Below are 18,422 nucleotides of genomic sequence, written 5' to 3' on the forward strand. Positions count from 1 at the left end.
ACACTACCTGGCGAAAGCCCAGGGATCGAAGGTATCCTTTCCCTCGCGCCGCTCGAGATTCGGATCGATGACCGTATTGAAGGCCACGCGATCGCTGTGCTCGTCGCATCCGTTGGGGCAGACCAGTCGGCCATCTTTTCTCTTGAACAAGATTTTCTTGCATTTCGGACATCGTTTCATCACATCACCTAAAATGGGGTATAGCAAAACCGCAGGCTTCATCGAGACCGACCCGTGGTTGCATTAGGTTGAGTCGTCAAACTCCTTACTTTTCGGTCCCTATGGCAAACAAAGCAAATTCAGTGCCATAAAAAACATCAAATAAATACGGCATGATATAAAACGGCAGTCTTTTTAATGTGGGGGAAACGTCAGGAAGTGCCCGGCTATTTCTTCTCAATTATGAATTTTTTTTCCTATTGGCATGGCCTCGCGTTTCCATGAGCCATTTTTTTGTTTTGCACTCCGGCCACTGCTATTTTATGCTGATGCCGTCTTTCAAATATGTCTGAATATATGGAGATGGCATGGAACCCCTGATCGTTTTTTCGATATTCTTCCTGATTGTCGTTCTCGCCTGGCTGGTCGGGACCTATAACCGTTTCGTGAAATTCAAAAACGGCATCGAGGAGAGCTGGAGCGGTATCGATGTGGCGCTGAAACGGCGCCATAATCTGATACCCAATCTGATCCGTGCGGTTGAAGGGTACAGCGAACACGAGGCTATTCTTTTCCGGACCAAAGGTGACTATCTGACCGGATCGAGCGGGGTTTCGAATCGGAGCGAAGAGGAGAGCCGAATCTCCGAATCGCTGCGCGGTCTTTTGGGCTTGGCCGAAGCCTACCCGGACCTGAAGGCCAGCGCCAACTTCATCGCGTTGCAGCAAAGCTTGAACGAAATCGAGGAAGATGTCCAGAAGGCCAGGAATCGATACAACCGATACGTGGGTAAATTCAACACGCTGGTCGAATCTTTCCCGGCCGTTTATATGGCCAGAAGATTCGGATTTGAAAAGCGGAACTACTTCACGCTCGACCTGGCCACCCAACGGGAATTGCCGGAGGTCGATTTTTCATCATCCGGCAACGCCAAGGAGTGAAGGGGATGGAACGATTGACCGGAGAGAATGACTTGGCGGGCGTCGATCCAGACGGCGCTTTGAAAGCAACCCGGAAACGTTTTGGCTGCCTGCAAGTGTTGGGACTGATGACGCTCGCCGCCCTGGTGGCAGCGGGATTGACCTTTTTCATCATCAAATTTTACTTCTTCCCCTCTGAATTCAAGCCCGTGACCTTGAACCCCGCCGAGGAAAAAATCCTGGCGGCCAAATTGGAAAAGCTCGATTCAGCCAGCGGCGCCAATGTGCCGCATCGCTTGTACGATACCGGCAGAGCGGCCCCATCCGCGCGGACAGATCCAGGCCCGCCGCTCGAACCCGAACGTTACGACGAAAGCAAAATGAAAAGGGAGATCGCCTTTACCGAAAAGGAACTCAACGGCCTGTTGGCTAAAAATACCGATCTCGCCAGGCGGTTGGCGATCGATTTGTCCGACGATCTGGTCAGCGCCAAATTGCTCGTACCGGTGGATCCCGATTTCCCCATCTTCGGTGGAAAGATCCTGCGGGTCAGGTCCGGTATGGGATTTTCCTACTCCAAAGGAAAACCCGTCATCATCCTCAGGGGCATCAGCATCATGGGCGTGCCCATTCCCAATGCCTGGTTGGGCGGTTTGAAGAATATCGATCTGGTGGAAAAATTTGGCTCCGGCAACGGTTTCTGGAAGACCCTGGCCGACGGCATAGAGGATTTGAGAGTCGAAGACGGTCTGCTGAAAATCAAGTTCAAGGAATGAGCGCGCCGCCGCTCCCTATCCCTTTCCTTAACATATCAGGGGAAACCCCTACCATTCACCTCCCAATGGTCACCCGAAACCGGCGTGGACAATCCACCTCGCTGATTTATTTTTTAATTGTGATCAAATAGAAAAAGGAGGTCGAATCATGAACGCCCAGGACAACCTTAAAGATATCTTCACCCAAGCCATGACCGAGCTGGTGAATGCCAATTACCTCAAAAGCATCGCCCTGTTGACCGAAGTGCTGGTACGGGAACCAAAACACAAACTGGCGCTCACGGCCCGAGGTTCCGCATTCTTACGGCAGGGCAACATCGACAGGGCACTGGCTGATTTCGATCGGGCCATCGATGCTTATCCGAACTATGCCCGCGCTTATCACCTGCGCGCCATCGCCCGCAGTGAAAATGGCGACGATGCCGGGGCCATGGCCGACCTGGACCGGGCCATCGCCATCGATCCGGAATATGGGGCGGCCTACTACAGTCGCGCCAACGTTCACAGCAAAGCCGGTCGCGACGATGCGGCCGGCGAAGACGCGGCCATGGCCACCCAGATCGGCCTGCACAACATGGAGCGTTACAGCAATGGTAACAACGTCTGGCGGACCGGCCATTTCGCGGTCGAGGACGCGATGGAAACCGAGTTGATGCGCTAAGTCAATCCGCTCTCCACACTGACGCCTTTGGGGTTGCCCAAGGGCGTTTTTTTTACGAACCATTCAAATTTTTTCAAACGGTGTGACCGGATCTGTCACACGCCTTTGATAATGTCGCCTCCAGAGGATGAAACATCATTTCAACCCAGGAGGACGACATGACCTATCATTGCACAATTCAGGACGGCCAGGAAGCTTACGAGTATCACGGCAACACCGCCATCGAGCGCACCCGCAAAGTCCGCGGCGGGGTACAGCGCGACTGGCTCTTTTTCGATTCGGCCGAGGAGGCCGAGGCGTTTTTCAATGATCACTGCGCCTGTTGCGAGGCCGCGTGATGACCGGGCGTCTGATCGGCGGGGTGATCGACTGCGCGGCCATGGCGCTGTTCGTGGTCTTCAGCGCGGGTTTGACGTGGCTGGTCTGGTATTGAGCGGCAGGCGCAGGGTGATGGTGCAGCCGGTTTGGGGGTTGTTGGCCGCCTCGACCCGGCCGCCCATGGCGGCGACCAGCTTTTTGACCAGGGCCAGGCCGATGCCCGTCCCGCTGGTACCCCGGGTCAGGGCGCTTTCGGCGCGGTAGAAGTCGTCGAATACGCGTTTGAGGGCCGGGCGGGGGATACCCGGCCCGGTGTCGGCAAGGGCGATGCGCACCCATGGACCTTCGATTCGGGCATCGATGCGGATGCGGCGATCCGGGGCATTGCGGCCGAACTTGATGCTGTTTTCGATGAGGTTGATCAACACCTGGAGCATGGCCTCGCGGTCGCACGCCATCTCGATCTCCCGGCCGGTGCCGATGGTCAAGTCGAACCCTTCCTGGGCCAGCTTGGGCGCCATGATGGCGTGTGCCTCATTGAAGAGATCCCCCAGGCGGCCCGGCCTCAACTCGACGTGGTGCTGCTTTTTCTCCAATTTGGCCAGGGTCAGCACGTTGTTGATGAGTCGGGAGAGGCGGGTGCTTTCCGACCCGATGATGCCGAGGTATTCCTGTTCGCGCTGGGGGGTGGCGGCGATCCCCTGTTCGAGCATCTCCACGTACATGCGGATATTGGTCAATGGCGTCTTCAACTCGTGGGTCACCGACGAGACGAAGCGGGAGCGGCGCTCGGACAGATCGACCACCGATCTCACGCTGTGGTAAATGGCGAACAGGCCCAGCAGCAGGACTGCACCCAGGGCTGCCAGGGCGATGTGTACGCTTTTTCTGGCCGGCGAGGCCGGGATGTGATCGGAAGCGATGGCCGCGCGGATGAAATCGAACGGTGCGGGGAACGTCCGTTGGGCCACGACCCGTCCGTCCCGGGCCGCGCCACCCGTTTCCAAGGTCCCGTTTTGCGATTCGACGCCGGTCACCGCCAGGGTCAGGCGCGAGAAGGCGGCCATGGGATGGGGCTTGAAATAGACGTCGGCCATGTGCTGCAGAAACGGCGCGAGCACCAGCACGAACCCCTGCCTGAGAATCTGGTCGTTGACCGCCACCCGGCGGAAGATGAAGACCCGGTCCGAATCGATGAAGAGCGACTGCATGGGCGCCACCTCGACCTGAAACCGCTGCGGGTCCGACGGCGGTATGGAGGATTCGGGGGAACGAATTGAGGCAGCCGGCGGCGCCGGCGTTTCCCGGCGTTCGGGCGTTTCCACCGCGGCGTCGATTTCGGCTTCGACCCTTTCCGCTGCTTCGGGCCGCGGAGCGACGGCGTCGGCCGCCTGGCCGGCCAGGTTGGACATTTGACGCGGCGTGAGCTCTTCGACCCGGACGCTTTTCTGACCGAGATGCGTCTGGGACGACTTGCGTTGGGGCGCGGCCAAATACCGTTCGGCGAATGTGGATGGCTGCGTTTTCGGCGGTTCGGCCTTCGCCGCCCGGGTCATGCGCGGTTCAGGTGCCGAAGGGGGAAGGGCCCTTTTTTTTTGATTGAAGGCCTGGTTGACCGCTTCGAGCGCGGCGACGACGTCGCGGTGTCGGGGTGGGGCCTGTCCCGCGTCGGCGACCAGGGGGGTTTGCATGCGGCCGTCCGGTTGGTTTTGCAGATATCCGAGGATATAGGGCTCTTTTGGAAGCGAGGAGAGCGGCGAGGCCATGCCTTCTGATGCCGGCGTCTGATATTCGTCCACGGCCCGGCGCTCTTCGCGCTGGATCAGTTCGGCCAGCTCTTTTTGCATGTCATCGATCAAGGCTTCGGCGAAGAATTCGAGCTGGGCCAGCTCTTCCCGGGCCACGCCTGTATAGGTGCGCCAGACTACATAGGAGAGCGGCACGGAAACCGCGAGGCAAAAGAGAAGAAAGTAGAGTTTTAAACGGACCACCGATACCCCTCGCCGCGCACCGTCTCGATGAGACGCACCTGTTCATCCAGCAACGATATTTTTTTGCGCAGTTTGAGAATGTGGATATCCACCGTGCGGGTTTCGATGTCCGCGTCGGCGTAGTGCCACACCTCTGTGAGCAACTCTTTCTTGGGGACGATGCGGTGCTGGTTCTGGTGCAGGTAGACGATGAGATCCATCTCCCGCCGGGTCAGTTCCTGGCTATGCGCACCGCGCACGGCCTGCAGGTTCCGGCCGTCGAAGAAGATGCCCTGGCACTGAATTCGTTCTTCTCCGGTGGGCTTGCCGCTGCGCCGCAACACCGCCTCCACTCGGACCATCAATTCCCGCAGGGAGAACGGTTTGCTGATGTAGTCGTCGGCGCCGGCCTTGAAGCCGGTGACCACATCCTCTTCGGCCCCCTTGGCGGTGAGCATGATGATCGGCTGGGTCGGCTTTTGGCGTCTCAGTGTCCGGCAGATGGAAAAACCGTCCATCGTCGGCAGCATGACATCCAGGAGCACCAGATCGTAGGCGCCGCCCAGGGCGGCATTCAAACCGCTCCGGCCGTCATCGGCCCCGTCGGCGGCATAGCCGTTGAAGACCAGAACATCTCTAAGACCATTGAGAATCGCGGGGTCGTCTTCGACGATCAGGATGCGGGCTTTGGGTGGCTTCATCGATTTCCTATCCTCCGATGACGGTCGGCGGTGGCCAAATCTTCGGCCGGCCGCCGGCAGTTCGCCCAAGATTACATCAATCGCGCGACCCTGCAAAGTAAAAGTTTTGTAAAAATCGGGGCCTAACCTTTTGCATTTCTTTGAATTGTCTTTTGCCGGGGTGGGCATAGAATCGCACCATGAAAGACCGGTAAAACGCAACATTCAACGAAGGAGGGAGACTATCATGCGCACACTGAACAAAGGAATGATCGTGATCTTGGGACTGATCGCCGTGACCGTGGCGGCATTGGCTTACATGGGCGTGCATCCCGGGGCGGTTCAAGGCGGTCCGTTACCGGATATGGGGGGCGACGGCCGGGTGAGTGTGGCGACCCGCATCACCCAGGACAAGGTTCTCGTCGGATCGGATGGCCGGGTTGCAATGGCAGTGACCATGGCGGCTGCGGCCGCGACACCGTCCGACGACGAGCCGGTAAGACCCGTTGACCTGGTCATCGTCATCGATCGCAGCGGCTCCATGCAAGGGCAGAAAATCGAGGCGACCCGCAACGCCGTCCTGCAACTGATCGAGCGGTTGACCCCCAAGGATCGGCTGGCCCTGGTGGCCTATGCCGACGGGGTACAGGTGGTCGCCCCGCTGACCGCCATGTCGGCCGACCGGCACACCCAATTGGCCCGACTCATGGCCCAGATCCAGGCCGGCGGGAGCACCAATCTGGGGGGCGGGTTGCGGCAGGGCATCGAGTTGCTTCAGACGGCGCCTGACACGGCGCGTCAGCGCCGGGTGATCCTGATCTCCGACGGGCTGGCCAACCAGGGAATCACCGATCCGGGTGCCCTTGGGCAAATGGCGGCCGCGGCCACGGACGGTCACTTTGCCGTCAGCACGGTGGGCGTCGGCCTGGAGTTCAACGAGTTGCTCATGACTACCATCGCCGACCACGGTCTGGGCCGTTATTATTTCCTGGAGGACCCGCTGGTGTTCGCCCAGGTGTTTGAAAAAGAGTTCCAGACCGCGCGCCAGGTGGCGGCTGCCGACGTGACCCTCAGGGTGCCTCTGGCCGAAGGGGTTCGTCTGATCGACGCCGGCGGTTATCCCATCCGGAGAGCAGCGGGGCATGCCGTGGTGCGGGCCGGCGATTTGATCGCCGGCGGCGAGCGCAAACTGTTTCTGACCTTTCAGGTGCCCACCGATCGGGAAGGCCGTTTTTCCATCGGCGGTGCGCGACTCACCTACCAGTCCCAGGGCCAGGAACATGCGCTGGCGCCGACCGGGGAATTCTTTGTGGCCTGCAGCATGGATCGGCAGGCGGTGACAGCCAGCGTGGACAAGGAGACCTGGGGCGGGCACGTGGTTCAGGAATCCTACAATCAGCTCAAAGAGGCGGTGGCCGATGCGCTGCGGCGGGGAGAGGCCTCGGAAGCCGAACAGCGCATCCGCGACTATGCGGCCGAGAAGCGCCGGATCAATGCCGCCGTGGGATCCGCTGCCGTGACCCGTCATCTGGATCAGGACATCAAGGCTCTGGAGGAGACGGTGGCCGAGACGTTTGCGGGGCCGCCTGCGGCCGTGGCGGCCAAACAGAAGCAGAACGCCAAGGCCCTGCAGTACGAAAGCTACCGGGAGCGCCGGGCCAAAAATTAGACGAAAGGAGACGAGAAGATGGGTGTGATGACTCGCATTTTCAGATTGTTTAAAGCCGACCTGCACGGCGTGATGGATCAGGTGGAAGATAAAACATTGCTGCTCAAACAGTGTGTGCGGGAGATGGAGGGCAGCCTGCAGGAGAAACGGCAGCGGTTGGACGGCTTGAACCGGATCTCCCGGCAGATGGACGCTGAACGTGGGGCGCGGGAAAGGGAACGGCAGAAAGTGGCGGCCGACCTGGACCTGGCCGTCCGCAAGGAGAAGGACGATATCGCCCGGGTATTGATCCGCAAGCGGCTGGTGCTCGAGGCCGACGATGACCGTCTGGCGCGCCGGCGGCAGCAGTTGGACGCGGAGCACGTCCGCCTGGGTGAAGTGATCCGGCAACAGGAGGAGCAGTTGGAGCGTCTCAAGGTCAAGTGTGCGGCCTACTGGCAACAGATGGAAAGCTGCGCAGGGGGTGACGCGGCCGGAAGGTGGGGCGATGCTGCCGCCCATAGTCATCCCTCGGAGGAAGAGGTCGAACTCGAACTGCTGCGCTGCAAGGAGAGCGCGGCCCAGGGCGGTGTCCCCCAAGGAGGTGCCCAATGATCAAACCCGTGCGCACGACCATCGTTTTCGGTTTGGCGAGCGGCCTGCTTCTGCTCCCGGTGGCATGGCTGAACGCGAGCCATTGGGGCTGGTCTGCGGCCTTCCAGTTGGCCCTTTGGGCCGAGGCCGCGCTCTATGCCCTGCTGCTGGCCCGCTGGAGCCGAACCGGTCTGCTGTCCATCGTTTTCCCGCTGGGTATACTGCTGGGTGCAGCCCTCTGGCCGCAGGTCTCGGCCGCCTTCTTTCTGCTCGGACTGGGAATTTTCAGCTGGATCCGAAGCGGCATCTGTTTCAAACGCCATGTCCTGCGGGGATTGATGGCCGAAGTGCTTACCGTGGGGGGTGGCGCCGCCCTGGTGGCCATGTGCCGGCCGACCACGCCGTTGACATGGGCGGTGGCCGTCTGGCTCTTCTTCCTGGTGCAGGCGCTCTACTTTTTTATGGTACCCGGTGTGTCACCATCCACCGGCACGCAAGGGGACGAAGACCCGTTCCAGGTGGCCCTGCGGGAAGCTGAAAGGGCCATAGAATCCTGAACCGTTTATCTATAAGGATGTCCGGAATGATGTCAGAGACGATGACAGCCGGGGTCGGATGGGAGTCGTCATGATCGCGTGGCCGCCTCGACCAGGGCGGCCACCAACTCCCTGCAGAAATCCGGGATGTCGGCGACCACGCGGCCCCACACCTGGTTGCCCTCTCTGAAGGCCGGCACATCCACCCAGGTGGCGCCGGCGTTGACCAGGTCGTCCCTGATGCCCGTCGAACCGGTGGCCCGGCGGCCGCGCACGATGCCGGCCGAAATGGGCACCCACCCGCCGTGGCAGATGCTGGCCACGATCCGGCCGGCATGATCCATATCTCGGACCAGATCGGTGGCCGCCTTGTGGCGTCGCAGTTTGTCCGGGGCCCAACCACCGGGAATCACTACGCCGAGCAGATTGTTCGCTTCAAGCGATGCGATGGTTGCGGTGGGTTGAATTTTCAGGCCGTTCTTCCCGCGCACGGGACGGGTATCCAGCCCGGCGGCAACGACCTCCGCGCCCTCTTCCTGCAGCCGCATGAAAGGGACGTAGAATTCGAGGTCCTCAACACCTTCCGCCACGAGGACGGCGATGCGATGGCTTTTTAAACGCATGATGGCACCTCATCCATAACCGACCCAGGGTATTCATTCTGAGACGGCTAAAAGACTATTTCAGGCTGCACAGGGTTTCGATCAAGTCGTCGAACTGCTCCCCGCTGAAGCAAAACTGCATGCGGGTAAAACCCTGCCTCAGCCGTTTGACCGCCTCGCCCACCTCACGGCGCCGCAGAATTACATCGGCCATGAGTTGGGCCACGCTTTCGAAGTCACCTGGCTGCATGCCGAAACGCGTCATTTCAGCCACCCCCAGGCGCAGGGCGCCGGACGCGGTAAAACCTTCTTCTTCGGGTACGGCCTGGAAGTTACAGATGATATGATTGGATTCCAGGCGTCGGGCCGCGTCGGGCCCCTGGGCATATCCCACCCGAACGATGACCTGGTGGGTTTCGGTAAAGTCGATGGCCGGATCCCCGGCCACGTCCAGGCCGCAGGCCTTGAGCGCGCGGGCGAACGCCTTGGCGTTTTGAATGACCATGGATTGGTAGTCGTCCTTGAAGGCGTTCATCTCCATGGTCGCCAACAGCAGCCCGAGCAGGGTACCCAGATGGTGATTGCTCACCGATCCGGGGAAGGCGCGCCGCTGGATCGCTTCCCACAGGGGCATGGCGAGGGGATCGGCCGGGTCCATGTCGGCGGCTACCACCCCGCGCTGGGTGCCGAAAAAGGTTTTGTGGGTCGATCCGGTCACCAGGTCGGCGCCCTCGGCGAAGGGCTGCTGAAAGTGCGGGCCATAGAGCCCCAATACATGAGCCATGTCATAGAGCAGCACGGTGTCGAGACCGAGTTCGTCGATCATCCGGCGCATGTCCGCCACAGGTTCCTTGTGCAGGATCATGCTTTTTCCCAGGATGATCAGTTCCGGCCGGTAGCGCGCCAACAGCTCACGGCACGCATCGATGTCCACGTTGTAGGGATTGTCGGCCAGCACCGGAAAGTTGACCACCGCCGGCCGCTCGGTGGTCGGATCGCGCATCACGTAGTCGCGAAGGGCGCCCATGGGTTGGGCGCTCAGGTGTCCGCCCCTGATGATGTGGTGGTTCATCACCCGCCGGATGCGGCGTTGCTCGCTCTTGCGATCGTTGCGATTGAGATGGTCCACCATGGCGCTGAAGACCACCATGTTGGCCATCTGTCCCGAGATGGGCCGCAGGTCCACCTGGCGGCAGCCGAAATAGCGGCGCATCTCTTCGGAGAGGGCCTGTTCCACGGCGGCGATGAAGTCGGTGCCCTGGTAGTAGAAGATGTCGGCGTCGGCAAAGGCCTTGACCGGCTTGTGCTCGGCATAGCGTCCCACCGGGTCGCTGATGGAGAGCTGGCGCACCAGCGGCGAGGGCGTCTGCTCCGACGGGATCAGGTTGATGCAGTGCTGCTGGCGCCAGGCATGGTTGTCGATGGCTTTGAGAACCCACTGGTGCGCCTTATCGGTGGCGGCCGATATCGCATCGGGTCGTTTGTTGCGCAGGGTGCGGCGGTAGTCTTCCCACATGATGGCCCGGGCATAGGGCGGGGCTTCGCTGCGCAGGAAATAGGGCATGACACCGGCCTGGAGCCGCTTGCCGCGGACATCGACGCTGACCACGGCGCCATCTTCGATCCGGCTGTCCAGATAGCCCAGGGCAATGGCCCGCCGTTCGCTCCGCTCGGTGAGCCGGGCCGAGAGGCCTTCCCCGTCGAACACCCAATAGGGCACCATCGTCCCGCTGGTGACCCACCCGGCCGCTGTTTCTTTGCCCGAAATCGATACGAACAGCGGTGCCCCGGCACGGGCGATGCCTTTGTCGATGAGCGCCAGGGGTCGAACCCGGAAGGGCAGATCGGCCAGGCGATCATAGCGTCCCCGGGACATCTCGTGAAGGGCCTGGAATTGCCGCTGCAGTGCTGCTTTGCCGATAAAATCGCCTTTCAGCGGCGAGAAACTCACCGCGAAACGGGCCAGGGCGATGGCGAAAATCGGAATCGGGCGGCCCGTGGGATCGTTCCCCAGTTCATGGCCGTACAGCGGCAGGCCGGCTTCGAGGCGCAGGGTGTCCCGGGCCCCGAGCCCGACCGGAAGGGCGCCCCCTTCGATGAGCCGATCCCAGACGGCCTCTGCACATCTGGACGGAAAGAAGAGCTCGAAGCAGAGCGGTTCGCCGGTATAACCGGTGCGCGCAATCCACAGGTCGTGATCCTCATAGCGAGTCGTACGCAGTTCGTTGCGCTGGGGTTCCGGCAAGCCGTCGCTGCCTGTCATCGCCTGGAGGATCGCCTTGGACCCTGGACCCTGCAGGCTGAGCATGGTGATGTCGGCGGTCTGATCTGTCAACTCGACCGCCGCGAAAGACCGGGCCGCGGCCTGCAGGTGCCGCCAGTCCTTTTCCCGGTTGGCGGCATTCACCACAAGCAGGTAGTGGTCCGCGAAAAAACGATAGAGGTAGGCATCGTCGACGGCGCTGCCGTCCTCGGCCGGGATGAGGGTGTACTGGCTCTGTCCCACCTCCAGAGCCGCTGCATTGTTGGTCAGCACGTGCTGGAGGAACGGCAAGGCGCCATCGCCGCTCACGATGAAGCGCCCCATGTGGGCCACATCGAAGAGACCGGCGCCGCGCCGGGTGGATAAATGCTCCTTGAGGATGCCCGTCGGATATTGCACCGGCATCTCCCAACCGCCGAAGGGCACCATCTGGGCGCCCAATGCCGCGTGTTTCGAAAACAAAGGAGTACGTCCCAAGGATTCCATGAGTCTTATCCTTTCCGCCAGGGGATCAACTCAGCCAGAACACCACGCCCCGAAAGAGGCCCCAGGCCAGCGCCAGAACCGTGGCCAGTAAACAGCCGCCGGCCAGCATCCGGTGGGCGAGGGTTTCTCGGGAGCGTTCATTATAAGATAACACCAGGCCGGTTGCGGCACCGGCGGCCATGCCGCCGATGTGGGCCCAGTTGTTGATGCCGGGAACCATGAACCCGAACAGCAGGATGAAGAGCGCCCAGCCGCCGACCTGTTTGTACACGGCCTGGCCGAACATGCCGCCGCGGCTTTTACCGTAATAGAGGGCGGCGCCGATCAGTCCGCACAGGGCTGCAGAGGCCCCGATGGTAAGGGGAATGCCGGCGATGTAAGAGATCCAGAAGCCGATCACCCCGCTCAGGGTGTAAATGCCCAGGAACCGGTAGGCGCCGTACATCTGTGCGATGAGCGGGCCGATCTGGTACAGGGCCATCATGTTGAAGAAGATATGCAGGATCGATCCGTGCAGGTAGTTGGCCGTCAATAACGTCCACCATCCACCGCCTCGGTTCATCAGGAGCGTGCCGGTGGCACCCAGCGCGGCCAGCGTATTCTGATCCGGAGAGAAGAGTCGCAACGGATTGAAACCGGCTCCCAGCATGCGTGGATGGATCAGCCAGCTCAATACGTACATCCCGATGTTGACATAGATGATGATGCGAATGAGGTTGTCTCCCGAGCCCCATCCGCGCGTCAGCAGGTTGTTTTTCCAGCGGGAGCCGGGCGTTTGTATACCGCAGAACGGGCATCGGGCTTCATCTTCGCTGATCAACTTGCGGCAGTTGGGGCACAGGATGGACTTTCGCGAGGGACGATTCATTTAACGAACCTTTCTACCACTGCCACTGCACCGGGTTGTCATCGAGATGGTCGGTCACCGTGCGGCCGATACGGTCCATGGCTTCGAGGTCGGCCGCCTTGAGCCGGATTTCGCCCGCCGCCGCATTCTGAACCGCCTGCTCGGCGTTGCGCGCCCCTGCAATGGCGAAGCAATTGGGTTGGGCGGTCACCCATGCCAGGGCCAGTTGGCCGAGGCTGATGCCGTAAACATCGGCGATAGGCCGCAGTTGTGACAGCGCGGCCTGCACCCGCGCGTAGTGGTCGGGTTGAAAAAGACGATGCCCGGCACGATGGTCGCCTTTGGCGAACTGATGGCCGGGGCCGAATTTGCCGGTGAGCAGTCCCTGGGCCAGGGGGGAGTAGGCCAGCACACTCAGACCATTTTCGGAACAGTACGGACCGGCGTCTTTTTCGAGCGCGCGCCAGAAAAGCGAGTAGGGCGGCTGAAGGCTTTCGATGGCGCCATACTGCGACGCCTCCTCGATCTGCTGCCGGTTGAAATTGGAGACGCCGATGGCACGGATTTTACCCTGCGCCTTGAGATCGTTGAGCGCGCGCATGGTCTCTTCCACGGGAACCACCGGATGGCCGAACGTCCCTGCCGGCCAATGAATCTGATACAGATCGATATGGTCGGTTTTCAGGTTTTTCAGGGAGCGGTTGCAGGATGCGATCACCTGGTCGTATTTGAGATGGTTGGAAAAGACCTTCGAGGCCAAAACCACGCGATCGCGCACATCCGCGAGGGCTTCGGCGATGATACGCTCCGAATGGCCGTTGCCGTAAACTTCGGCTGTATCGAAAGTGTTGATGCCGGCATCCAGGGCGGCGCGCATGGCCTTTCGGGTGTCATTGTCGTCGATGCCCGTCCACATCGCCTTGCCCGCCTGCCAGGTGCCCATGATGATCGGCGACATGTGGATGTCGGTATGTCCCAATTGGCGTAGTTCCATGATTCCTCCTTGATGAAAGCGTCGATCGGTTTGGTTCGCTATCCGGCGCATGATTGACAGTAACAACGGATACAGGTGGTGCAAGGTGTGTGTGCGTTCGGCGACAGCTTAGCACAGATGCATACCACAGATGCATACCATAGATGCATACCAATTGCATCTCAAAGCTGTGAATGGCATAATGCCTTTATCGCTGCACCCACCCATGAGGAGACCGATGGTAATGAAGTACACGCTCGCTCCAATCCTGTTCGCCGCGCTGATCGCCCTGGCGGGATGTGCCCAGTTCCGCAACGTCTATCCCCAGCTGACCGAGACCCAGGCGCCCTTGGTCGCCGATTGCCAGCGCCTGGGCGTGATCGCCGAAACCGCCAACGCCGATCATCTCTCCAGCTACATGGCGCGCCAGTCCATGGAGAACCGGGTGAGGGAGCGCGCCGTCCAGCTCGGCGCAACGCATATCGTCTGGCTGCACCGCACCGACACCTCGGCCACGGCCCAAGCCTTTCGGTGTGCAGCGGACTGAAGGCGGTCGCGCGTCCATTGAACCCCTCCTTTGCCATTTCCGTTCGCAACCTGGTCGAGCTTGTCCTTCGCAGCGGCGATTTGAGCGCCGAATTCCGGGGATCGGCCAGCGCCATCGAGGGCATTCGCGCCCATCAACGCATCCAACGGCAGCGGCCGGCCGGTTACGAAGCCGAAGTGCCGGTGCAGGTGCGTGTGGAATTAGCCGGTGTCGCCTTGGACATCGGCGGGCGCATCGACGGTGTTTTTCCCGACGCCGAACCGGTGGTGATCGAAGAGATCAAGAGTACCTTGCGTTCCCTGAAAGAGATCGAGGCCGAGCCCAACGAGATCCACTGGGCGCAGGCTCAATGCTACGCTTACATGTACGCCCGCCAGGAAGGGCTGGCAGAAGTCGACATCCAATTGACCTACCTGCAATTGGAGAGCGAGCGCACCCTGACGCTGATGCGCCGCTTCGAAGTCGATGCGCTGGCGATTTTCTTCGATGATCTGGTCGCCCGATACCGTCAATGGGTGCAATGGCGGTTCGATTGGTCCCGGGTCCGGGATCGAAGCCTCGCGGCCCTGCCGTTTCCTTATGGCGCGTATCGTCCCGGGCAACGGGACATGGCGGTGGCGGTCTTCAGGACCATCCGTGACAGCGGGCAGCTCATAAGCCAGGCAGCCACGGGGATCGGCAAGACCATGGCGGTCCTCTATCCCACGCTCAAGGCCCTGGGCCAGGGATCGACCCGCAAGGTGATCTTCTTGACCGCCCGCACGACCGGCCGACTGGCCGCGCAAACGGCCCTGGCCGAACTCGCGGACGCAGGTATGCGCCTGAAATGGATGTGTCTGACCGCCAAGGATAAGATCTGTTTTTCGCCTGACAGCGCCTGTTCGCCGGACGAATGCCCCTATGCCAAAGGTTTTTTCGATCGCCTCAACCCGGCCATCCTGGCGGCCCTGGACCACGACGCTCTGGAGCGCGACACCATCGAGCATCTGGCCCGTGATTTTCAGGTCTGCCCGTTCGAGTTTTCATTGGAACTGGTCGATTGGTCCGATTGCATTATCGCCGACTACAACTACGCCTTCGACCCCACGGTGCGGTTGAAGCGGCTGTTCGAAGAGGGTGGGCGGCACGATACGCTCCTGGTGGACGAGGCGCACAACCTGGTGGATCGCTCCCGGCAGATGTTCTCGGCCGATTTGAACAAGCAGGCGGTTCTCGAACTGCGCGGGGCGCTCAAACAAGAGCAGCCTCGCATGTACAAGGCCTTGGGACGGGTCAACGCCTGGTTGGCTGCACTGCGGAAGCGCTGCCAGGAGGCAGGCGGCACGCGGGTGGATGCGGATCCTCCGCAGGGGCTTGTCGACCGGGTGCGCGCCTTTCTCAAAATGGCCGATCGATGGTTGCGTCTCAACGAACCCAAGGCGTATCGGGACGGTTTGCTGCAATTTTATTTCGACAGCTCGCGGTTTGTCCGTGTGGCCGAGAACTACTCGAAGGCCTATGCGACCGTTGCCGAAGCCAGGGGCAGGGATCTTCGCGTTCGGCTCTTTTGTATCGATCCTTCCGATCAGCTGATCGAGTGCTGGCGGCGATGCCGGGCCGCCGTTTTTTTCTCCGCGACCTTGACACCCGTCGACTATTTTCAATCCGTTCTGGGGATCTCACCGGATGCCGGACGACTCGACCTGGTTTCTCCTTTTCCGACAGCACATCTGGCTGTTTTTGCCGCTACCGGGATTTCGACCCTGTACCGCCGCAGGGAAATTTCCCGGTCCGCCGTGAGTCGTGCCATCGCAGATATGGTATTGCAGCGGGAGGGCCACTATCTCTTTTTTTTCCCCTCCTACGAATATTTGAGCATGATCCGGGAAACCTTCTGCGACAGCCATCCAGATGTGGACGTCATCGTGCAGTCGAGCGACATGGACGAGGCCTCCCGGGAACGCTTTCTGGCGCGCTTCACCGACCGGGTGGAGCGCACCCTGGTGGGATTTGCGGTGATGGGCGGCATTTTCGGCGAAGGGATCGATTTGAAAGGAGAGTGCCTGACAGGCGCCGCCATCGTGGGCGTCGGCCTGCCGGGCATCGACACGGAACGCGAATTGATCAAGGCCTACTATGACCTGAACGGACGGCGGGGTTTTGAATACGCCTACCAGTATCCAGGCATCAACCGGGTGCTGCAGGCCGCCGGCCGGGTCATACGCTCGGAGACGGACCGTGGCGTGGTGCTGCTGATCGACGAGCGATATGCCCAGCGGCGCTATCGGACCCTCCTGCCCGCCAACTGGCAAGTCCGGACGCTTGCCGATCTTTCCCGGTTCAAAACGCTCTTGAACGATTTTTGGGACCATTCCGCCTGAAAGACGTGTCGACCGGTTTTTATGCGCCCAGTGACCGAATCAGAAGCAACGGACGATCGATCTGATGCAGCACGCCGGCCGCCACGCTTCCATAGAAGGCACGGCTGAGCCCGCTGCGGCCGTGGCTGGCCATGGCCACCAGGTCGACCTGTTCGCGTTGGGCGGTGTCGATGATGGTGTTGACCACGGGCCCGTGCCCGTACAGCACCTCGGCTGTTATCCCCTTGGCACGCCATCGCTCGATGATCGCATCAAAATAGGATTGGATCTCTTTGCGCTTGAGGGCCATGTGCTTTGCCAGCTTTTCCTGGTCGACCACTTCGTCGTGTTCGAGCATCATGGGGGGTTCCTCGACGAACAAAAGGATGACTTTGGCGTCGAAGCTTTTGGCCAGACTCTCGGCATGGGGCAGGATCGCTTCGGCACGTTGGGATGCATCCAGGGGCACGAGCAGCTTTTTATACATGGTGAACCTCCTTGGCATTGGATTCGTTTGAAAAAGAGAATACAGCAAATGATATGCCATTCGGGGGAGCCTGCTGTCGGGCGGGAACTATTTTGGGCAAATGATTAAAGTATACATATCAAGAAGTTGAGATACATACCAAGAGGCATCGGCACGGATTGCCGGGGATGGCTGTCGCGATACATGCCCGGAAAGAGGGGGAACGGGGAAAAGGGGTATTCAGATTGGCAAGAAATCTGACAGGACAGTAGGTCTCTGCCGGTGTGGCGGTTCGATTTGAACCTGATGCCAGTGAGCCGACGCTCTTTAGTGAGAGGGGTGTTGTTCAGGCCCTTTTACAATCCCCTTTTGGCGCTTATCTTGGTGATACGTCCAAACCCATGCATTAAAGGAGATCGACATGACGCAAATCGGATCGGAAATGAATCAATACCCCCGCGAAACCGTCAAGATACAGGTGACCGACGGCGCACTCGATCTGGCCGCAGCCAGCGCGATGGCCAAACAAAAAGCACGTGCCATGGACCCCAACGCGATGATGCTATCCTACCACAGCGGAAAAACGGGTGAATTCTGGCCGGCCTACGAATGCGGCGGCGGCGACCGCCCACCGTGGCTCGTGTTTGCCGAGGCCAGGGGATATAATTTGACAATCGACATCAACGATGGCGAATTCGAGTTTTTTTATTTGAGATTGTAAGCGGTTGAGAGCAGACCCGTGGAATGCCCAAAGGGTCGGGCACCGAAGACAAAAACCACCTCTCCTCCGCCGGCCGGCACCTGGCGGGAAGGTGGTTCATGTTATAAGAGGGGTGAAAGTTGAACTTCAGCTTATGGAAATTTGGTCCTAGACATCGTCAGTCTGAACACCATCCACGCTTTCCAGGCAGTATTTTCGCCAAGCACAATTAAGCTGATCGCAGTCGACGGCTCCGCGCCTGAAACAATCGGTCAGGCCTTCTGCGCGCTGCAAGCTTCGAATCATAGCGGTAATGTCCACATAGCGTTTGTTGTGAGCGGTGTTCCCTGCCTCCCGAGGTATGCAGGGTGTGGATTGTCTCAATCCATTTTTCTCCCCTTTGGTTCCTAGATCCATTTTTAGGTGATCTGTCATTCCAAAGATCCAATCTTTCCTGATCAGTCCTTCGTCCGACCAAACCAAAATTGAAATCCTTTCCTTTGTCAGGATGCAACTTTCGGCATGCCGACCTAACCGGGAAAAAATCCCGAGTTAAAAAGGATTTTTTCCCGGAATGCCATTTTGATTTTCGTAAATTTTTTCACTTGTCCTGATCAACAGGCGCCAACGGTTTTATGGCCCGTTGTCAGCAAACATTCAACGCACTGGCGAAAGGGGATGCGATCTGGAAGCGGCTCTCCTCCGAAAAATCCACGGCAGTGTAGACATTGGTCTCTCTTCGAGCCAGTTGCATGCCCTGGATGTTCTGCAACATTTCACAGGTTTTCAGACATTCGTCTTTGGGAAGGTGTCTTTTTGGACAGTCTTTGCAGGGAGAAGAGATCATGGCGCGCTCCTTTTGGTGAAAATGGTAACTGTCTAAATCCACTATGAAAAAATATGCTTTTGATAATGCTGACTCCAACTATATGGGGGT

Annotated in this window: 19 protein-coding genes; 10 read left to right on the forward strand and 9 right to left on the reverse strand. The window is 59.8% G+C overall.

What is annotated here, in order from left to right; genetic code table 11:
• Positions 1 to 3 precede the first annotated feature (3 nt).
• A complete protein-coding gene (locus tag DFT_RS26175; RefSeq protein ID WP_161807105.1) occupies positions 4 to 180 on the reverse strand; it encodes a hypothetical protein in 177 nt (58 codons plus the stop codon).
• A gap of 347 nt (positions 181 to 527) precedes the next feature.
• Between DFT_RS26175 and DFT_RS07990 the strand changes: the two genes are divergently transcribed.
• The 4 genes from DFT_RS07990 (at position 528) to DFT_RS08005 (ending at position 2,854) form a co-directional block, all read left to right on the forward strand.
• Entirely contained in the window at positions 528 to 1,100 is a 573-nt protein-coding gene (locus DFT_RS07990) for a LemA family protein (RefSeq protein ID WP_054030691.1), read from the forward strand.
• Positions 1,101 to 1,105: 5 nt separating this feature from the next.
• Positions 1,106 to 1,855: a hypothetical protein gene (locus DFT_RS07995; RefSeq protein WP_054030692.1), complete on the forward strand. Its 750-nt coding sequence runs from the start codon at positions 1,106 to 1,108 to the stop codon at positions 1,853 to 1,855.
• A gap of 148 nt (positions 1,856 to 2,003) precedes the next feature.
• Positions 2,004 to 2,516, forward strand: a complete 513-nt coding sequence (locus tag DFT_RS08000; RefSeq protein ID WP_054030693.1) for a tetratricopeptide repeat protein — start codon at positions 2,004 to 2,006, stop codon at positions 2,514 to 2,516.
• Between the two features lie 158 nt (positions 2,517 to 2,674).
• Complete coding sequence (locus DFT_RS08005; RefSeq protein WP_054030694.1) at positions 2,675 to 2,854, forward strand: hypothetical protein; 180 nt, start codon at positions 2,675 to 2,677, stop codon at positions 2,852 to 2,854.
• Positions 2,855 to 2,914: 60 nt separating this feature from the next.
• On the opposite strand, the gene DFT_RS08010 is transcribed toward DFT_RS08005, so the two are convergent.
• Both DFT_RS08010 and DFT_RS08015 read right to left on the reverse strand, forming a co-directional pair.
• Positions 2,915 to 4,825, reverse strand: coding sequence for a sensor histidine kinase (locus tag DFT_RS08010; protein ID WP_054030695.1), 1,911 nt, complete (start codon positions 4,823 to 4,825; stop codon positions 2,915 to 2,917).
• Positions 4,813 to 5,505, reverse strand: coding sequence for a response regulator transcription factor (locus tag DFT_RS08015; protein WP_054032407.1), 693 nt, complete (start codon positions 5,503 to 5,505; stop codon positions 4,813 to 4,815). The genes DFT_RS08010 and DFT_RS08015 overlap by 13 nt, the downstream gene beginning before the upstream one ends.
• Positions 5,506 to 5,731: 226 nt before the next feature.
• On the opposite strand from DFT_RS08015, the gene DFT_RS08020 reads away from it, so the two are divergent.
• Genes DFT_RS08020 through DFT_RS08030 form a run of 3 tightly spaced genes read left to right on the forward strand, consistent with a single transcriptional unit; the run spans position 5,732 to position 8,283 of the window.
• Entirely contained in the window at positions 5,732 to 7,153 is a 1,422-nt protein-coding gene (locus tag DFT_RS08020) for a vWA domain-containing protein (RefSeq protein WP_054030696.1), read from the forward strand.
• Positions 7,154 to 7,171: 18 nt separating this feature from the next.
• Positions 7,172 to 7,747, forward strand: coding sequence for a PspA/IM30 family protein (locus DFT_RS08025; protein ID WP_054030697.1), 576 nt, complete (start codon positions 7,172 to 7,174; stop codon positions 7,745 to 7,747).
• On the forward strand, positions 7,744 to 8,283 hold the full coding sequence (locus DFT_RS08030; protein ID WP_054030698.1) for a hypothetical protein: 540 nt from the start codon (positions 7,744 to 7,746) through the stop codon (positions 8,281 to 8,283). Before DFT_RS08025 ends, DFT_RS08030 begins: the two co-directional genes overlap by 4 nt.
• A 68-nt stretch (positions 8,284 to 8,351) precedes the next feature.
• Here DFT_RS08030 and DFT_RS08035 read toward each other — a convergent pair whose 3' ends face one another.
• The 4 genes from DFT_RS08035 to DFT_RS08050 are packed head-to-tail and all read right to left on the reverse strand — an operon-like array spanning position 8,352 to position 13,454.
• Complete coding sequence (locus DFT_RS08035; RefSeq protein WP_054030699.1) at positions 8,352 to 8,885, reverse strand: type 1 glutamine amidotransferase domain-containing protein; 534 nt, start codon at positions 8,883 to 8,885, stop codon at positions 8,352 to 8,354.
• A gap of 55 nt (positions 8,886 to 8,940) precedes the next feature.
• Entirely contained in the window at positions 8,941 to 11,613 is a 2,673-nt protein-coding gene (gcvT, locus tag DFT_RS08040) for a glycine cleavage system aminomethyltransferase GcvT (RefSeq protein ID WP_054030700.1), read from the reverse strand.
• A 25-nt stretch (positions 11,614 to 11,638) separates the two neighbouring features.
• Positions 11,639 to 12,481: a rhomboid family intramembrane serine protease gene (locus DFT_RS08045; RefSeq protein WP_054030701.1), complete on the reverse strand. Its 843-nt coding sequence runs from the start codon at positions 12,479 to 12,481 to the stop codon at positions 11,639 to 11,641.
• 13 nt (positions 12,482 to 12,494) lie between these two features.
• Complete coding sequence (locus DFT_RS08050) at positions 12,495 to 13,454, reverse strand: aldo/keto reductase (RefSeq protein ID WP_054030702.1); 960 nt, start codon at positions 13,452 to 13,454, stop codon at positions 12,495 to 12,497.
• Between the two features lie 223 nt (positions 13,455 to 13,677).
• On the opposite strand from DFT_RS08050, the gene DFT_RS26180 reads away from it, so the two are divergent.
• Positions 13,678 to 13,980, forward strand: coding sequence for a hypothetical protein (locus DFT_RS26180; protein ID WP_054030703.1), 303 nt, complete (start codon positions 13,678 to 13,680; stop codon positions 13,978 to 13,980).
• Between the two features lie 17 nt (positions 13,981 to 13,997).
• Positions 13,998 to 16,340 (forward strand): helicase C-terminal domain-containing protein, encoded by a 2,343-nt coding sequence (locus tag DFT_RS08060; RefSeq protein ID WP_054030704.1) that lies wholly within the window; start codon positions 13,998 to 14,000, stop codon positions 16,338 to 16,340.
• A gap of 19 nt (positions 16,341 to 16,359) precedes the next feature.
• On the opposite strand, the gene DFT_RS08065 is transcribed toward DFT_RS08060, so the two are convergent.
• Entirely contained in the window at positions 16,360 to 16,806 is a 447-nt protein-coding gene (locus DFT_RS08065) for a universal stress protein (protein ID WP_054030705.1), read from the reverse strand.
• Between the two features lie 400 nt (positions 16,807 to 17,206).
• On the opposite strand from DFT_RS08065, the gene DFT_RS08070 reads away from it, so the two are divergent.
• Complete coding sequence (locus DFT_RS08070) at positions 17,207 to 17,506, forward strand: AF1514 family protein (protein ID WP_054030706.1); 300 nt, start codon at positions 17,207 to 17,209, stop codon at positions 17,504 to 17,506.
• Between the two features lie 625 nt (positions 17,507 to 18,131).
• Here DFT_RS08070 and DFT_RS08080 read toward each other — a convergent pair.
• Positions 18,132 to 18,332, reverse strand: a complete 201-nt coding sequence (locus tag DFT_RS08080) for a hypothetical protein (RefSeq protein ID WP_054030708.1) — start codon at positions 18,330 to 18,332, stop codon at positions 18,132 to 18,134.
• Between the last annotated feature and the right edge of the window lie 90 nt (positions 18,333 to 18,422).

It is taken from the genome of Desulfatitalea tepidiphila (genome assembly GCF_001293685.1).
Classification (GTDB): Bacteria; Desulfobacterota; Desulfobacteria; order Desulfobacterales; family Desulfosarcinaceae; genus Desulfatitalea; species Desulfatitalea tepidiphila.

What these genes read in the sequence shown, in the direction of transcription:
- DFT_RS08065 (WP_054030705.1), bottom strand. Translation starts at nt 16,806, where the DNA reads ATGTATAAAAAGCTGCTCGTGCCCCTGGATGCATCCCAACGTGCCGAA.
- DFT_RS08080 (WP_054030708.1), bottom strand. Translation starts at nt 18,332, where the DNA reads ATGATCTCTTCTCCCTGCAAAGACTGTCCAAAAAGACACCTTCCCAAA.
- DFT_RS26180 (WP_054030703.1), top strand. Translation starts at nt 13,678, where the DNA reads ATGAAGTACACGCTCGCTCCAATCCTGTTCGCCGCGCTGATCGCCCTG.
- gcvT (WP_054030700.1), bottom strand. Translation starts at nt 11,613, where the DNA reads ATGGAATCCTTGGGACGTACTCCTTTGTTTTCGAAACACGCGGCATTG.
- DFT_RS07990 (WP_054030691.1), top strand. Translation starts at nt 528, where the DNA reads ATGGAACCCCTGATCGTTTTTTCGATATTCTTCCTGATTGTCGTTCTC.
- DFT_RS08035 (WP_054030699.1), bottom strand. Translation starts at nt 8,885, where the DNA reads ATGCGTTTAAAAAGCCATCGCATCGCCGTCCTCGTGGCGGAAGGTGTT.
- DFT_RS08070 (WP_054030706.1), top strand. Translation starts at nt 17,207, where the DNA reads ATGACGCAAATCGGATCGGAAATGAATCAATACCCCCGCGAAACCGTC.
- DFT_RS08025 (WP_054030697.1), top strand. Translation starts at nt 7,172, where the DNA reads ATGGGTGTGATGACTCGCATTTTCAGATTGTTTAAAGCCGACCTGCAC.
- DFT_RS08015 (WP_054032407.1), bottom strand. Translation starts at nt 5,505, where the DNA reads ATGAAGCCACCCAAAGCCCGCATCCTGATCGTCGAAGACGACCCCGCG.
- DFT_RS08050 (WP_054030702.1), bottom strand. Translation starts at nt 13,454, where the DNA reads ATGGAACTACGCCAATTGGGACATACCGACATCCACATGTCGCCGATC.
- DFT_RS08005 (WP_054030694.1), top strand. Translation starts at nt 2,675, where the DNA reads ATGACCTATCATTGCACAATTCAGGACGGCCAGGAAGCTTACGAGTAT.
- DFT_RS26175 (WP_161807105.1), bottom strand. Translation starts at nt 180, where the DNA reads ATGAAACGATGTCCGAAATGCAAGAAAATCTTGTTCAAGAGAAAAGAT.
- DFT_RS08000 (WP_054030693.1), top strand. Translation starts at nt 2,004, where the DNA reads ATGAACGCCCAGGACAACCTTAAAGATATCTTCACCCAAGCCATGACC.
- DFT_RS08030 (WP_054030698.1), top strand. Translation starts at nt 7,744, where the DNA reads ATGATCAAACCCGTGCGCACGACCATCGTTTTCGGTTTGGCGAGCGGC.
- DFT_RS08020 (WP_054030696.1), top strand. Translation starts at nt 5,732, where the DNA reads ATGCGCACACTGAACAAAGGAATGATCGTGATCTTGGGACTGATCGCC.
- DFT_RS07995 (WP_054030692.1), top strand. Translation starts at nt 1,106, where the DNA reads ATGGAACGATTGACCGGAGAGAATGACTTGGCGGGCGTCGATCCAGAC.
- DFT_RS08045 (WP_054030701.1), bottom strand. Translation starts at nt 12,481, where the DNA reads ATGAATCGTCCCTCGCGAAAGTCCATCCTGTGCCCCAACTGCCGCAAG.